Source organism: Candidatus Allofournierella excrementavium (assembly GCF_048526665.1).
Classification (GTDB): Bacteria; Bacillota; Clostridia; order Oscillospirales; family Ruminococcaceae; genus Allofournierella_A; species Allofournierella_A excrementavium.
Genome location: NZ_DBGFPE010000046.1, coordinates 1 through 14,878, shown reverse-complemented (window position 1 = coordinate 14,878; position 14,878 = coordinate 1). Strand labels below are relative to the sequence as shown.

General features: G+C 62.7%; 16 protein-coding genes and 1 tRNA gene. 9 read left to right on the top strand and 8 right to left on the bottom strand.

Annotation, left to right across the window (positions count from 1 at the left end):
- Positions 1–533 precede the first annotated feature (533 nt).
- From ACMI1Q_RS10720 to ACMI1Q_RS10710, 3 genes are read left to right on the top strand one after another with little or no spacing between them, the layout of a single operon-like run.
- The gene (locus ACMI1Q_RS10720; protein ID WP_419503753.1) at positions 534–740 is read left to right on the top strand and encodes a helix-turn-helix domain-containing protein; all 207 of its coding nucleotides are present in this window, start codon (positions 534–536) and stop codon (positions 738–740) included.
- A gap of 21 nt (positions 741–761) precedes the next feature.
- On the top strand, positions 762–1,130 hold the full coding sequence (locus ACMI1Q_RS10715) for a hypothetical protein (RefSeq protein WP_419503752.1): 369 nt from the start codon (positions 762–764) through the stop codon (positions 1,128–1,130).
- Positions 1,127–2,170, top strand: coding sequence for a site-specific integrase (locus ACMI1Q_RS10710; RefSeq protein ID WP_419503751.1), 1,044 nt, complete (start codon positions 1,127–1,129; stop codon positions 2,168–2,170). Before ACMI1Q_RS10715 ends, ACMI1Q_RS10710 begins: the two co-directional genes overlap by 4 nt.
- A gap of 189 nt (positions 2,171–2,359) precedes the next feature.
- Here the strand turns inward: ACMI1Q_RS10710 and ACMI1Q_RS10705 are convergent.
- Positions 2,360–2,436: transfer RNA gene (locus ACMI1Q_RS10705), tRNA-Arg, on the bottom strand.
- Between the two features lie 252 nt (positions 2,437–2,688).
- On the opposite strand from ACMI1Q_RS10705, the gene ACMI1Q_RS10700 reads away from it, so the two are divergent.
- On the top strand, positions 2,689–3,483 hold the full coding sequence (locus ACMI1Q_RS10700; RefSeq protein ID WP_419503750.1) for a ZIP family metal transporter: 795 nt from the start codon (positions 2,689–2,691) through the stop codon (positions 3,481–3,483).
- A 58-nt stretch (positions 3,484–3,541) separates the two neighbouring features.
- Here the strand turns inward: ACMI1Q_RS10700 and ACMI1Q_RS10695 are convergent, their stop codons facing one another.
- From ACMI1Q_RS10695 to ACMI1Q_RS10685, 3 genes are read right to left on the bottom strand one after another with little or no spacing between them, the layout of a single operon-like run.
- Positions 3,542–4,189, bottom strand: a complete 648-nt coding sequence (locus ACMI1Q_RS10695) for an ABC-2 transporter permease (protein ID WP_419503749.1) — start codon at positions 4,187–4,189, stop codon at positions 3,542–3,544.
- Positions 4,186–5,040, bottom strand: a complete 855-nt coding sequence (locus ACMI1Q_RS10690) for an ABC transporter ATP-binding protein (protein ID WP_419067522.1) — start codon at positions 5,038–5,040, stop codon at positions 4,186–4,188. The genes ACMI1Q_RS10695 and ACMI1Q_RS10690 overlap by 4 nt, the downstream gene beginning before the upstream one ends.
- A 3-nt stretch (positions 5,041–5,043) precedes the next feature.
- Entirely contained in the window at positions 5,044–5,418 is a 375-nt protein-coding gene (locus tag ACMI1Q_RS10685) for a GntR family transcriptional regulator (RefSeq protein WP_177521399.1), read from the bottom strand.
- A gap of 163 nt (positions 5,419–5,581) precedes the next feature.
- On the opposite strand from ACMI1Q_RS10685, the gene ACMI1Q_RS10680 reads away from it, so the two are divergent.
- The 5 genes from ACMI1Q_RS10680 (at position 5,582) to ACMI1Q_RS10660 (ending at position 11,076) form a co-directional block, all read left to right on the top strand.
- Complete coding sequence (locus tag ACMI1Q_RS10680; protein WP_419503748.1) at positions 5,582–6,235, top strand: response regulator transcription factor; 654 nt, start codon at positions 5,582–5,584, stop codon at positions 6,233–6,235.
- On the top strand, positions 6,236–7,642 hold the full coding sequence (locus ACMI1Q_RS10675; protein ID WP_419503747.1) for a sensor histidine kinase: 1,407 nt from the start codon (positions 6,236–6,238) through the stop codon (positions 7,640–7,642). It abuts the gene before it with no gap.
- The gene (locus tag ACMI1Q_RS10670) at positions 7,639–8,313 is read left to right on the top strand and encodes a hypothetical protein (protein ID WP_419503746.1); all 675 of its coding nucleotides are present in this window, start codon (positions 7,639–7,641) and stop codon (positions 8,311–8,313) included. The genes ACMI1Q_RS10675 and ACMI1Q_RS10670 overlap by 4 nt, the downstream gene beginning before the upstream one ends.
- A gap of 106 nt (positions 8,314–8,419) precedes the next feature.
- A complete protein-coding gene (locus ACMI1Q_RS10665) occupies positions 8,420–9,688 on the top strand; it encodes a hypothetical protein (RefSeq protein WP_419503745.1) in 1,269 nt (422 codons plus the stop codon).
- A 116-nt stretch (positions 9,689–9,804) separates the two neighbouring features.
- The gene (locus ACMI1Q_RS10660; RefSeq protein ID WP_419503744.1) at positions 9,805–11,076 is read left to right on the top strand and encodes a hypothetical protein; all 1,272 of its coding nucleotides are present in this window, start codon (positions 9,805–9,807) and stop codon (positions 11,074–11,076) included.
- A gap of 61 nt (positions 11,077–11,137) precedes the next feature.
- Here ACMI1Q_RS10660 and ACMI1Q_RS10655 read toward each other — a convergent pair whose 3' ends face one another.
- The 4 genes from ACMI1Q_RS10655 to ACMI1Q_RS10640 are packed head-to-tail and all read right to left on the bottom strand — an operon-like array spanning position 11,138 to position 14,646.
- Positions 11,138–12,511 (bottom strand): aldehyde dehydrogenase, encoded by a 1,374-nt coding sequence (locus ACMI1Q_RS10655; RefSeq protein WP_419503743.1) that lies wholly within the window; start codon positions 12,509–12,511, stop codon positions 11,138–11,140.
- A 5-nt stretch (positions 12,512–12,516) separates the two neighbouring features.
- Positions 12,517–13,701: an iron-containing alcohol dehydrogenase gene (locus ACMI1Q_RS10650; RefSeq protein WP_419503742.1), complete on the bottom strand. Its 1,185-nt coding sequence runs from the start codon at positions 13,699–13,701 to the stop codon at positions 12,517–12,519.
- A gap of 13 nt (positions 13,702–13,714) precedes the next feature.
- Entirely contained in the window at positions 13,715–14,212 is a 498-nt protein-coding gene (locus ACMI1Q_RS10645; protein ID WP_419503741.1) for a hypothetical protein, read from the bottom strand.
- A 56-nt stretch (positions 14,213–14,268) separates the two neighbouring features.
- Positions 14,269–14,646: a hypothetical protein gene (locus tag ACMI1Q_RS10640; RefSeq protein WP_177521362.1), complete on the bottom strand. Its 378-nt coding sequence runs from the start codon at positions 14,644–14,646 to the stop codon at positions 14,269–14,271.
- Positions 14,647–14,878 lie beyond the last annotated feature (232 nt).

The following is a 14,878-nucleotide window of genomic DNA, read 5'->3' as shown; positions in this document are numbered from 1 at the left end:
CCTGATCCTTTCAGCCCTGGCAGAAGGCAAGCGGCTTACCCTTTCCTCCTTTGCCGATGCCGGGGACTGGCCCCACCTTGACAAAGAAAGCCTTCGGGCAGCATAAGGCAGACGGATACGATCTGTCTGTGTGGAGCCGGTCGGCCGGTGCGCCACGACCCTGTTGCAAGTCCGCAGGACGGGACCCCTACCAAACAGGTGAGCGACAAAACCAGGCCGCGAAACAGGTGTGGCAGCCTGTGGGCGAGGATGCACAGACAGGATAATGAGACTCCCGCGTTGAACGCCCTCAAAGCATTGCGCGGCGCACCCATCAGCATGGGCCGGGGTGAGATTCCCGTGGAGCTGCGGCCAGCAGCCATCCGTTTTCTGCCTCTTTTATTTTCAGATAAATCTTCTGCTTTTCTGTTTACGGATAGTTCGTAAACTTTCTATTAGCAGCAGACAAACCCGAAACGGCGCGGTACAATGAGGGTGGAAGTTATGAATGAACACCCTTTTGCGTGCCGTTTCTGACTGAAAAGGAGGCTGCTGTGTCAGAGATTCAGAACGGTACGGAGAAAAGGCCTTTGGAGTGCCGCACCTATACGGTCAATGACATTTCCGTGATTTTAGGTGTCAGCCAAGCACGGGCATATAGCCTTGTGCGGGAGGACCTTTTCAAAAGCGTACGAATTGGCAACGCCATACGAATTTCCAAGCGGTCGTTCGACCACTGGCTGGAGTCACTTGACCTGTGACACAAGAAAGGAAGGTTCGTTATGGCATCCATCATCAAAAGAAAGAAAAACTATTCCATCGTCTACACCTATGTGGACGAGAACGGCGAGACCAAGCAGAAGTGGGAGACGCGCTCCAGCTATCAGGACGCATTGAAGCGCAAGGCGGAGGTGGAGAATCAGAAAACCACCCGGTCTTTTCTCCCGCCCAGCAATCAAAGTATCTCGGAGTTTCTGCTGGACTTCGTCTCCCTCTACGGCGAAAAGCGATGGGGCGTGTCCATGTATGACAGCCAAAATTCGCTGATTGCCAACTACATTAACCCCATCATCGGGGACATGAAGGTGCAGGACATCACGCCTCGTGTGGTGGACAAGTACATCCAGACCTTGCAGAAAACCCTGCGGTGAACACCAGGAACCACCATGCCAAAACGGAGTTCGTGACCAACGCCACCATTGACAAGATCATCAAGCTCCTCCGCTGCGCCTTCAAGCAGGCGGTCCGGTGGGAGCTGGTCCCTAAGAATCCCTTCGACAATGTGATCCTGCCGAAAGTGGAACATAAAAAGCGGGACATCTGGACCGCCGATATGATCCGCACCGCCCTGGATCAGTGTACGGACGGGAAACTCTATGTGGCGATGAATCTGGCCTTTGCCTGTTCCATGCGCATGGGCGAGATCATGGGGCTGACCTGGAGCAATGTCCATATCTCCGACGAGGACATCGCCGCTGACAATGCCTATGTCTACATCGACAAGGAACTGGCGCGGGCCTCCAAGCGGGCCATTGAGATGCTGGGGCATAGGGATGTCTACTATGTGTTCCCGCCCTTGTTTGCCAACACCAGCACCCGGATTATCCTGAAGAAGCCCAAGACCGATTCCAGCATCCGCAAGGTGTGGCTGCCCAAGACTTTGGCCTACATTCTGCTGGAATGGAAGAAGTCCCAGGACGAGCTGAAAGAGATGCTCCGGGATGAGTATCAGGACTACGACCTGGTGGTGGCGCTGCCCAACGGGCGACCCTGTGAGGACCGGGTGCTCCTGAAGGAATTTGAAAAGCTGCGGGAGAAGGCTGGACTCCCGAAAGTGGTCTTTCACTCTCTCCGCCATTCCAGCACCACTTACAAGCTGAAACTGAACCACGGCGACCTGAAGGCCACCCAGGGCGACACGGGCCACGCCCAGATCGACATGATCACCAGCGTGTATGCCCACATTCTGGATGAGGACCGCAAGGTAAACGCCCAGAAGTTCGAGGACGCCTTCTATGCCAGCGCCAATCCCGACTTGCGGACGGTGCGCCCTCCGGCAAAAACCAGGGGGCCGAAAGAGCCGGAGAGTGTGTCGCTGGACCTGGAAGCCCTGGTGGAACAGCTCCGCAAGTCGCCGGAACTGGCCAACACACTGGCCGCATTGCTGGCGTCGGCCCCATCCGGAAAATAGTTCGGAAAAATCGTGTTAGCAAATCCGCGATTTCCATTAGCAAACCCGGAAAAAATGTTCGAAGCCAATTAGCAGGGATACAGCGTGAAATGCATAAAGTCGTTCCGGCAGAGCGACAAGGTTGCTCGAAAGGAATGATAACAAATAACCGCTGCAAACCATCAAAAAACGGCTTACAGCGGTCATTTTTGGCACCCCCGGCGAGACTCGAACTCACTACATTCCGCTTAGGAGGCGGACCCTCTATCCTGGTGAGGTACGGGGGCATATACAGAAATTATTCAGTTATACAAGGCTCCGGGATTCGAACGGTTCGATTGTTAGGAGGCGAACGCTCTATCCATCTGAGCTACAGAGACGTATAACGCTTACATATTATACCTGCTTTTGGGCGGCAAATCAAGTTGAAATGCGCGCGGCGGTAGTGTATAGTGAAAGCAGCGCTGGCCCGAGCCGCGTTTGCGGCGCGGGGCGGCGGAGAATAACGCGGCGCTTGCCGTGCGAAAAAGGAGAAACGCATGCTTTCGCGTGAATTGTATTTTGCTATGCTGGGCACCGGAGCCACCTGCCTTGCCACCGTGCTGGGGGCGGGCACCGTGTTTTTGTTCAAAAAGGACATGGGCGCCGGGCTGCAGCGGGCCTTTCTGGGCTTTGCCGCCGGGGTGATGATCGCCGCGTCGGTGTGGTCGCTGCTCATCCCCGCCATGGAGATGGCCGAGGAGCAGGGCCAGAGTGCGCTGCTGGCCGCCGGAGGCGGCTTTGTGCTGGGCGGCGTCTTTCTGATGCTGCTGGACCGCCTGCTACCCCACCTGCACATCGGCAGCGATGAGCCGGAGGGCCTGCCCGCCCACCTGAAGCGCACCACAATGGTGGTGCTGGCGGTGACGCTGCACAACATCCCCGAGGGCATGGCCGTGGGCCTGGCCTTCGCGGTGGCCGCCCGGGACGGCGGCGCGGCGGCGTTGCCCGGTGCGGTGGCGCTGGCCATCGGCATGGGGCTGCAGAACTTCCCTGAGGGCGCGGCCATCAGCCTGCCCCTGCGGGGGCAGGGCGTGAGCCGGGGCAAGGCTTTCGTCTGCGGCGCGCTGTCCGGCGTGGTGGAGCCGGTGTTCGGCCTGCTCACCGTGCTGGCGGCGGGCAGCGTGGCGGGCATGATGCCCTGGGTGCTGGCCTTTGCCGCCGGCGCCATGATCTATGTGGTGGTGGAGGAACTCATCCCCGAGGCCCATCTGGGCGAGCATTCCCATGTGGGCACCGGCAGCGTGATGTTGGGCTTTCTGGTGATGATGCTGCTGGACGTGGCCCTGGGCTGACCTTTTTGCGAAAAGGCGCGCCGCCTGCTGTTCCGGCAGGCGGCGCGCCTCGCTTTGTTTAAAACTCTTTTCTCTCGTAGATGCGGCAGCTGACCAGCCAGCAGACGAGGCAGAGCACCGCTGTCGCGGCGGTGATGATAGAGAAGCCGGGAACAGGGGAAGTTTCCATCCAGCCGAACAAGACCATCAGAACAGCTCCGCCGCCGTCCCCCAGGCTGGCGGCCGCGAGGATGCAGCCGCCGGCAAGACCCAGCAGCAACAGCATGGCGCTGCGGGCTTTGTCCGGCCCGAAGGCATAGGTGAGGGGGATGGTCACCGCAAAGTAGACGATCAGGATGAGGGTCACCAGCAGGCTGGCCAGGATGCTCTCGGCGATGGGCTCGCCGATCAGCAGATACGCCACCGGGGCCGTGACCAGGCTGTAAACAAAGCCTGCGGCGATGCAGAGGCCCAGCAGCAGGAACTTGGCGCTCACCACCGTTTTGCGGCTCACCGGCAGGGTGGCGGCGTAGAAATCCCAGCGGCAGGTGTTGTCCACACTGAACAGGCTCATCACATAAAAGCCGTACATCCAGCTCATCAAGGTGAAAAAGCTGGTCATTTGCAGCGCGATGCCGAGCACGGTGTAGAGCGCCAGCACAAGGAAGAAATTCTTCATATAGACCCGCCGCAGGATGAGCAGGTCTTTTTTCAGCAGGCCGATCATACGCTTCTCCTTTCCGAATAGAACTGCATGATGTCGTCGAGGGTAGGCTTATCCAGCACCACATCCGGCAGAAGAGCCGCTGCGGCGCGGCGGTCCTTCACCAGAGCCGCCTGCCCGAAGGCATTGGCGCGCACTGCCACCACCAGCTCGGCGGGCAGCGCGGCGATTTGCTGGGCCCCGGCGCGCAGCACACCGTATTCCTCCAGCAAAAGGTCGGTCTCCTTTTCAAAGAGGATACGGCCTTTCTGGATATACACGATGTAGTCCGCCGCCTTTTCCAGATCGGCGGTGATGTGGCTGCTCAGCAGCACGCTGTGCTCTTCGTCCTGGATGAAGCGGCGCAAAAGGTCCAGAATCTCGGCGCGCATCACCGGGTCCAGCCCGCTGGTGGCTTCATCCAACAGCAGCAGTTTGGGGTGGTGCGCCAGCGCCGCCGCCAGCCGCAGCTTCATCCGCATGCCCCGGCTGAAGTCCTTCATCTTCTTGGCGGGGGACAATTCGAATTCCGCGAGCAGCTGCCGGTAGTACTCTTTATCGAAGCCGGGCTGGATGGACGCGAGGCACGCACCCACCTCGGCGGGGCTGAGCACTTCGTAGAAAAAGGCGTCCTCGAACACAGCGCCCACCTGAGCCAGCGTTTTGGTGTGGCCCGCGGGCATTCCCAGCACGGCGATCTCGCCGCCGTCCGGGCGCAGGGTGCCCAGAATGGCCCGCATGGTGGTGGTTTTGCCTGCGCCGTTCTCGCCGATGAAGCCCACGATGCTCCCGGCGGGCACGGTGAAGCTGACGTCTTGCAGCTGGAAGTCGGGGTAGCGCTTGCACAGGCCGCGCACCTCAATGGCGTTTTCCATGGTTCATTCTCCCTCTGACAGCAGTTTGAGTGTTTCCAGCACCTCCGAACGGGTCACGCCGCCCGCCGCCGCCACATCCAGCGCCTGGCTCAGCAGTTCCTCCACCTTTTTGAGGGTGGCCTCGCGATGGAGCTCCGGGTCCGCGGCGGCCACAAAGCTGCCCTTGCCGGGCACCGTGTGGATGAAGCCCGCGGCTTCCAGGTCCTCGTAGGCGCGTTTGGTGGTGATGACGCTGATGCCCAGCTCCTTCGCCAGAAAGCGGATGCTGGGCAGGGCCTCGCCCTCCGCCAGCTTGCCGGCGAGGATGGCGGCCTTGATCTGGTCGGTGATCTGTTCGTAAATCGGTTTTGTGCCGGAATTGCTGATGTAGATCTCCATCAGTGCTCTCCGTTTCTTTGAATTTGCCGGACTGTACATATCCGACATATACAGTATATACACAGTATACACGGTTGTCAAGGGGAGAAGGAAAACTTTTTTCGGGCGGATACGCCCCGGATACAACTGTGGCATACTTTTGATAAAAGGGGAGGGGAAGACCATGGCAAACATCCTGATCGTGGACGACGAAGCGGCCATCGCGGACCTCATCCAGCTGACGCTGGCCCAGGCGGGGCACAAAAGCGAGACGGCGATGAGCGGCAGCGAGGCGGCGGACAAGCTGGAAAAGGAACAGTACGACCTGGTGCTGCTGGACGTGATGCTGCCGGAGATAAGCGGGTTCGAGCTGATGGAGTATCTCGCGCCCACCGGCACGCCGGTGATCTTTCTCACGGCGAAGGGGGCGCTGACGGACCGGGTGCGGGGGCTGCGGCTGGGGGCGGACGACTACATCGTGAAGCCTTTCGAGCCGATGGAGCTCATCGCCCGGGTGGAGGCGGTGCTGCGGCGCAGCGGGCGGCTGGGCACGGTGCGGGTGTTCGGGCTGGAAGTGGACCCGGCGGGCCGCATCGTGAAGCGGGACGGCCGGCCGGTGGCGCTCACGCCCCGGGAGTTCGACCTGTTTTTGCTTTTGGTGCGCAACCGGGGGCTGGCGCTCTACCGGGACGTGATTTATGAACGGGTGTGGGGCGACATCGCCGAGGACGACACCCGCACCCTGGACCTGCACATCCAGCGGCTGCGCAAGAAGCTGGGACTGCAAAAAGAGATACGCACGGTGTATAAAATCGGGTACATGCTGGAGGCGGAGTGAATGAAGTTTTCCCACAAGCTGGCGCTGGCCATGCTGGCGCTGCTGGCGGTGGTGCTGAACGCGGGGGCGGCCTGGCTGGTGCGCAGCAGTTTTGACAGCCAGCTGGAGGCGGCCCAGCGGCAGAACGAGGCCCATCACCAGCGGGACGCTTACGGCGTGAAGATGGCGCTGATCGAGGCGGGAGCCGGCCCCTACGACACCGACCTGCTGAAGGAGTACGGCCAGCGGCTGCAAAGCTACGGCGGCACCGGCGGCGAGTGGATGGCTCTTTACAGCGGCAGCGGATTTCCTGTCTGGTCCAGCCTGCCGGAGGCTGTCACCGCCACCGACCAGCGGGCGGCGCTGACGGCGGGGGATACCGCCGTGACCTATCTGGACACCGGCGACGGGATATTTCAGCTGTACGCCACCAAGGTGGAGCAGGCGGCGGGAAGCGCATGGGTGCTGAACGCCTACGACGTGACAGGGCTGTTCGAGGCCCGGGACGCGCTGCTGTGGGGCTTTGCCCGGGTGGAAGGGGCGGCCTTCGCGGCGCTGGTGGTGCTGGTGCTGGCCATGAGCCGGATGCTCACCCGCCCGGTGGCCCGCCTGGAGGAAGCGGCCCGGCGCATCGCCGCCGGAGCCTACGACGAGCGCACGGCCCTGAAAGGGGAGGACGAGCTGGCGGACCTGAGCCGCAGTTTTGACCGGATGGCCCAGGCGGTGCAGCAGAAGGTGGAACAGCTGGACCTTTCGGTGCGCCAGCGGGACGACTTTGTGGCGGCCTTCACCCACGAGCTCAAGACCCCCATCACCAGCATGATGGGTTACGCCTCGCTGCTGCGCGCCGGCGAGCTGCCGCCCGAGCAGCGCAAAAAGGCGGCGGATTACATCTATCACGAGACAAAGCGGCTGGAAGCGCTGAGCCGGAAGCTGATGGTGTTCATGGAACTGGAGCACACCGGCACGCTGGAACTGGAGCCGCTGGAACTGAAAACGCTGGAGGCGCGGCTGCGGCGCATCCGCCCGCCCCAGGCGAAAACGGAACTGGTGTTCGAGGGTTTTGAGGGCCTTGCGGTGCTGGCCCAGCCGGACCTTGTTCTGGCGCTGGTGCAGAACCTTGTGAGCAACGCCGAGCGGGCCGACCCGGCGGACGGGAAAGTGACCCTGACCGCCGAGGCCAAAGAAGGCCGGGTGACGCTGGCGGTGAAGGACAAGGGCCGGGGCATCCCCGCAGAGGAACTGGCCCGGGTGACCGAACCCTTTTATATGGTGGACCGCTCCCGCGCCCGGGCGCAGAACGGCAGCGGCTTCGGCCTTGCCCTCTGTGCCCGCATCGCCAAGCTCCACGGCGGCGAGCTTGCCATCGAGAGCGAGGTGGGCAAAGGCACCACCGTGCGGTTTGACCTGAAGGAGGCGGGGAGATGAGACGACGGCTGAAAAGCGCCGGGCTCTGGCTTTTGGTGCTGGCGCTGGCGGCGGGCAGCATGGCCCTGCCCTGGATGGTGTGCCGGGGCTATGACCGGGAGCTGTTTGCCCAGCCCCGGACGCGCCCGGCCACAGACCTCGCGCTGAGCGCGGCGGCGCGGGAAAACGGGTTCGTGAGCCAGCTCTACGAGCGGCAGCGCCTGCTGGGCGGCTGGAGCGAAGGCTGGGAGCCCCTTGAGGGGGAAGCGGCCGGCGCGGCGGCGGAAAACGCCCGGGGGACCCTGCTGGAATTGATGAAACTGGAAAACCTGCCCGACGGGGCGAGGCAGACGGTGGGCGAGGCGCTGGCGCAGAGCGGCCAGGGCCTGGCTTGGCGGGACGAGATGGGCTTTGTGCGGGTGTGGCTGGGGGATGTGTACCTCATCACCGAGCCGGTGACCGGCCTGCCCGCGCGGCTCTCGGTCTACGGCCCGGCGGACGCGCCCGCCGACCCGATGGCGCTGCTGGAGGAATGGCGCGCCCTGTTGGGGGTGGACGTGCTGCCCGACTGGGAAGAGACCCAAACGGTGCAGGCGGGGGCGACGGAACTGCGCTCGGTCCAGGGGCGGCTGCGGCTGCAGGTCTGCGCCGCCCACGAGACCTTTTTGCTGGAGGCGGCCTCTTTTTCCTGAAACGAAACACGCCGGCTGCAAGTCGGATAAAAGCGAGGGTTACACTGGGGACAGCATCAAGGCAGAGGCGGCAAACGCCCTGCCAGGAAAAAGGAGGCTGTTTGGAATGAAACAGATGAAACGCGCGCTGGCCGCCGCGCTGGCGGCGGCGCTGCTGGCGGGCTGCGCCGGGCAGGAGGCGGGGCAGAGCGTGTCCGCTCCGCCGGCGAGCGAGAGCGCGCCCCAGACCGACGGGGCCGCCGTGGAGCAGCTGCTGAATGGAGAGCATGCTCTCACCGCGCTGCCGTCGGGGTATATGGATATACCGCTGACGCAGACTGGCCAGGGCATGTATGAATTCGTAAATCTGGAGGACCGGTATCTCCTCTGCTATGTGGATTACGCCGCGGGTACCCGCACCCCCCTGTGCGACGCGGCAGGCTGCGCCCATGCGGACGAAAGCTGCCCGGCCTACTCGCCTTATTACCGCAATGTGGGCATGGCGGGGGACTGGCTTCTCACCAGCGGCACGAACGCGGACGGCACATGTTCGATGGACGCCCGCAGGCTGGACGGCAGTGAAAAAAGGACCCTGTTCACCGGCGCTGAGGGCGATTCGCTCTATCCCTGGGGATTTGCCATGGAAGGGGACAAGGTGTGGCTGGCCAGAGATGGCAAGGCGGTGTTGCTGGACCCGGCCACCGGCGAGGCGGAGACGTGGGCGGACACCCCCACACTTTTTACAAATGTGGGGGTGCTGGGCTCGGGGGTGCTGCTTGTGACCTCCAATGCGGATGAACTGGTGGAAGAGAACTATCAGCCCACCGGCGATCTGCTGGCGGATGAACGGCAGGAACAGGAGATACGCGACCGGGCCACCGTGACCCTTTCCGCCTGGGACCCCCGCACCGGCGGGGAAGTGCCGCTGACGATCTGGAACAATGGGGAATGGCGGTTCATGCGGGTCTGGAACGACAAGGTCGTTCTGTTCAGCGAAGCGCAGGGCCGCTTTGAGGCCCGGGACCTGATCACCGGCGAGACAAAGGTGCTGACTGAAAGCTGGCCGGCGGAGCAGAAGGTGCAGCTTTCCTACGTGTGGGACGGACACCTGATGGTGGAGACCAGATGGGAGCCGGAACCGGACAACACTGACACCTGGCAGGAATGCCTGTTCGCGCTGGACCTCGTGAGCGGTGAACTGACCGAGATCACCCTGCGCAACCGCGGCGGCCAGGGCACCGCGCTGGCCCGTATCATGGGCGAGAGCGCGGACGAATTCTATGTGGTTTGTTCCACGGGCTCGGAAGAGACCCCGCAAAGCGTGATGGCCATGATCTCCAAGGCGGACTACTACGCAGGGGTGGATTCGATGGAGCCCATCAAAGATGTGTTCTGAAAAATGCCCCCAGGAAACGACCCGGCTGCAAGTCGGATAAAAGCAGGGACTATGATGAGAGCAGCAACAGGGCAGGGCGGCACGAGCCCTGCCCCGAAAAAGGAGGCTGTTCAAAGATGGAACGGTTTTTGAAACAATGCACCCGGATGGCGTGGGGCGTGGCGCTGGCGGCGGCGCTGCTGGCGGGCTGCGCCGGGCAGGAGGCGGGGCAGAGCGCGTCCGCTTTGCCGGCAAGCGAAAGCGCGGCCGAGACCGACGTGGCTGCCGTGGAGCAGCTGCTGAACGGGGAGCATACCCTCACTGCGGCGCCAAGTGGATACCTGGGGGAGCTGTTGGCGCAAAACGGACAGGGAGACTACAGAGTTTTCGATCGTCTTCTCTGCTACACCGACTATACCACCGGCACCCGGACGCCTTTGTGTGATACGGTGGGCTGCACCCACAAGGATGAGAACTGTCCGGCATTCACGCCTTACTTTCGCGAGGTGGCTTTGGCGGGGGACTGGGTGCTCACCTGCGGACGGGACGCGGACGGGACCTATTCGCTGGATGTGCGCAGACCGGATGGCGGCGACAAAAAGGTGCTGTTCAGTGGCTTGGGAAAAATCTCTTTTCATCCCTTGGGCGCATCTGTGGAAGGGGATAGGATATGGCTGGCGATGGAGGGGAAAGCGGTGCTGCTGGACCCGGAAACCGGCGAGACCGAAGAGGGGACGGAACTGCCCGAAGAGTTTGCCAGCGGGGCAGCTTTTGGCTCGGGCCTGCTGCATGGTTTCAGCGATGGAAAGGAACTGCTGGAAGAGTATTACCAGCCCTCCGGCGACTTGAAGGCGGATATGCAGCAGCAAGAGGAGATCCTTTCTGAAACGACATTCACGGTCACCGTTTGGGATCCCCGCACTGGCGAGGAAGTGCCGCTGTTGAGCTGGGACAATGGGAAGTGGCAGTCGCTCTCCTGCTGGAACAACAAGGAGATCCTGTTCAGTAAGGCACAGGGCCGCTTTGAGGCGTGGGACCTTGCCACCGGTGAAACAACGGTACTTGCTGAGAACTGGCCGGAAAATCAGTTTATTGTCGTCGGCTGCGTATGGGACGATCATCTGATGCTGGAAACGATGTGGAAGGCAGAGCCGGACAACATTGACACGTGGAGAGAATGCTTGTTTGCGCTGGACCTCGTGAGCGGTGAACTGACCGAGATCACCCTGCGCAACCATGGAGGCTGGGGCACCACGTTGCCCCGCATTATGGGTGAAAGCGAGGATATGTTCTATGTCATCTCCCACGGGGCGGACACGGAATACATAACGGAAGAAATGGCAGTGATCTCCAAAGCGGACTACTACGCCGGAGTGGACTCCATGCAGCCCATCAAAGATGTGTTCTGAACAAAAAAACAGCGCCCCCGGGCCGCGAAACCGCGGCCCGGGGGCTTTCTGCGCTTAAAGCTTATTTCAGGAACATCCGCACCATTTTTTCGTTCTTTTCGGTGTAGGGCATATACCGCATGGGAAGGTCCAGCCAGAGGGCCTTTTTCACGATGCTCTTTTCGTGGCTGAAGGCGTCGAAGCTGCGCTTGCCGTGGTAGTTGCCCATGCCGCTCTGGCCCACGCCGCCAAAACCCATGTCATGGGTGGCAAGGTGGATGATGGTGTCGTTGACGCATCCGCCGCCAAAGCTGCACCGGGCCAGAACCTTCTGCTCCACCGCAGGGTCTTTGGTGAAGAGGTAGAGGGCCAGGGGCTTCTCCCGTCCGTTCACAAAGGCGATGGCTTCGTCCATGCTGTCCACCGGGATGAGGGGCAGGATGGGCCCGAAGATCTCCTCCTGCATGGGCTTGCAGTCGGCGGTGCCCTCCACCAGGGTGGGCTCGATCCAGCCGGAAACTTCGTCCGCGCGGCTTTGGCCGCCTGCCAGAATGGTCTCGCCCTCCAAAACGCCGGTGATGCGCTCGAAGTGCTTGCGGTTGATGATGCGCACATAGTCCGGGTTGTGCAGGGGGTCGGGGCCCAGCATGGCGGCGAACTGCTTTTTCAGCTCCTCCACCAGCCGGTCCTTCACCGCGCGGTCCACCAGCACATAGTCCGGCGCGACGCAGGTCTGGCCCGCGTTGAGCACCTTGCCGAAGGCCAGGCGCTTGGCGGTGAGGGGGATGTCGGCGGTGCGGTCGATGAGCACCGGGCTCTTGCCGCCCAGCTCCAGAATGACGGGGGTCAGCCAATGGCTGGCCTTTTCCATCACCAGCTTGCCCACCGTCACGCCGCCGGTGAAGAAGATGAAGTCAAAGCGCTGGTCCAAAAGGGCCGAGTTCTCCTTGCGGCCGCCCTCCACCACCGTGACCCAGCCGGGGTCGAAGGTGTCGGCGATGAGCTTTGCCATGGCCGCGCTGGTGGCCGGGGCGTAGGCGCTGGGCTTGAGCACCACGCAGTTGCCCGCCGCCACCGCGCCGATGACCGGGTCCATGCTGAGCAGGAAGGGGTAGTTCCAGGGGGCCATCACCAGCGTCACGCCGTAGGGCTCCGAGAGGATGAAGCTCTTGGCGGCAAACTGGGACATGGGGGTGCGCGCCCGCTTGGGCTTTGCCCAGCCGGGCAGCTTTTTGACGGCGTGGCCCACCTCGTCCAGCACCATGCCTATTTCGGCCATATAGCTTTCAAAGCCGCTCTTGTTCAGGTCCTGCTTCATGGCGGCCTGCAGGTCCTTTTCCGCGGCGCGGATGTTGGCTTGCAGACGCTTTAACGCGTCCACGCGGGCGCTCACCGGCAGGGTGGCGCCGGTGGCGAAAAAGTCTCGCTGACGTTTGACGATCTGCTCAATGTCCATGCTTGTCACCACACTTTCTCCAGAATGGCCAGCACCTGCTCAAAGGAGGCCTGGCGGGGATTGACGATCACGGCGCCGTCGTCCAGGGCGGTGCGGGCCACCGCCTCGAAGGCGCTCTTTTCCACCCGGCCGGTGTCCCGCAAAGTGACGGGCAGGCCGCAGGCGTCGTGCAGGCGGCGGCGCAGTGCGTCCACCGTGCCGATGGCCGCGCCGGCCCGGTCGGGGGCAGGGGTGGCGGCGTACTCCTCCGGCCCGGCCAGCGCCAGCAGCAGTTCGCCGTAGCGGGTGCCGCACACCGGGAGGTTGAACTCCATCACCGCAGGCAGCAGGATGGTCATGGCGTCGCCGTGGGCCACCCGGCATACGCCGCCCAGGGCGTGGCCGATGGCGTGCACCAGGCCCACCATGCTGTTGGAAAAGGCCGCCCCCGCCAGCAGGCTGGCGTTGGCCATGGCAAGGCGGGCGGCTTTGTTCTGGCCGTTTTCCACCGCGGCGGGCAGGTTCTGCATCACAAGGCCCATGGCCTTTTCGGCAAAGGCGTCGCTCACCGGGTTGCGCTGCAAACAGCTGGCCGCCTCGATGGCGTGGCACAGGGTGTCCATGCCGGTGCTGGCGGTGATGCGGGGCGGCAGGCTGGCGGTCATGCGCACGTCCAGCACTGCCGCGTCGGGCAGAAGGTGGTAGCTGATGAACTCCATCTTCACGTGCTTTTCCGGGTTTGCCACCACGGCCACCAGGGTGGCCTCGCTGCCGGTGCCGGAGGTGGTGGGCACCGCGATGAAGGGCACGTGGGCCCCGCGGCCCAGCACCTCGCAGCCGGTGTTCTGCAACAGGTCCCCGCTGCCCTGGGCCAGCACCATGCCCACGCCCTTGGCGGTGTCGATGACACTGCCGCCGCCCACGGCCACAAGACCGTCGCAGTTTTGCTCACGGAAAAAGGCGGCAATTTCGTTCACCGTCTGGATGGAGGAGTCCGGCGGGATGCGGCAGAACTGCGCCGCAAAAGCGCCGCCGCCCTGGGCCATGGCCCCCTCCACGGTGGCCACCGCCCCCGCCTTCACAAGGCCCTCGTCGGAGAGCAGCAGGGGCCGGGTGCTGCCCAGGGCCTCCAGCTCGTGGGGGATGTGCTCCAGCGCGCCGTCGCCCGAAAGGATTTTTGCGGGCAGCTTGAATTCATAATAATTCGGCATCAAAACGACCTCCTTACCGGCCCAGCAGCACCGCGCCGTAGAGCCGCAGGCTGCTCAGCTGCTTTTCGGGCAGCTCTTTCAGGATGGATTTTGCCCAGAAGGGCGGGAAGAGATACCCCTCCGCCAGGTCCACGCACCGCACGAAGCCCATGGTCTCGCTCACGTTGCCCCGCACGGTGAACCGGTGCTGGGCGTAGGCAGTGGCCACGCCCATCTGCCCGGTGAACACATAGAAGGCGTCCCGCACGCTTTTGAAGCGGATGAGGATGTCCGGCGCGGGGGCGCTTTTCAGCCGGACAAGGCGCTTGGCCCGCCGGGCGATGTAGAGCGACGGGCCGCCGGGTACTTCCAGCCCCAGGACCCTTGCCTCGGGCCAGGGGGCTATCTCGGCGGTGACGCGGCTGTCCCGCACCGAGAGGGCGTTGAGCGCCCGGAACAGGAAAAACATCACCACCCGGCACACCGTGCGCTGGGCGCCGGCGGCAAAGCGGTGGCGAAAGCGGACACGCATAGGCTGACCCTCCTTTTTGGAATTTTTAAAAATAAAAAAGACCCGCGGCGGGGCGCTCAGCGGCCTGCAAGCCGGTGCAGCAGCATCCGCAGACGGGTGTAGCCGTTCTTTTCGTCCAGCTTGAGGTCCGCTGCCGGTTCCCATTTCCAGCGGGCATCGTCGAAATAGAGCACGCCGTCCTCCATCCCGGTCAGGCGGCGGGGCAGGGCGGCCTCGTCCACCAGCGGGTCGAAGGGCTGCTTGTATGTGAGGGCGCCGTCCGGGGCAAGGCTGGCCCAGACGCCGAACACGAAGCAGGCGCCCTCGCCGTAGCAGTAGCGCTCGAAGCGGACTTTTCCGTCGCAGTAGAACAACATGCAGTCGCGGTATTTGTTCAGGTATTCCTTTTCATACCGCCTGCCGCAGCCGCTGCCCGCCAGCTCTTTTGCATCCATGCCTCCAGCCTCCTTTGCACATTCTGCAATTTCAGTATAGCATGCTGCCGACGGGGGTGTAAAGCAGCTGGAAAAGTTAACTTTTTCACGTGCAAAAGGCGGCGGAAGGCCGCTTTTTTGTATACCGAAAACCACTCGCTAGGCGAGTGGTTCAAAAGAAGACTAATGTCGATAATGGAAAAAGAAAAACTCCCTTTGCTATACTGGGAGTGCGGTCTGCCAACTGCACAAG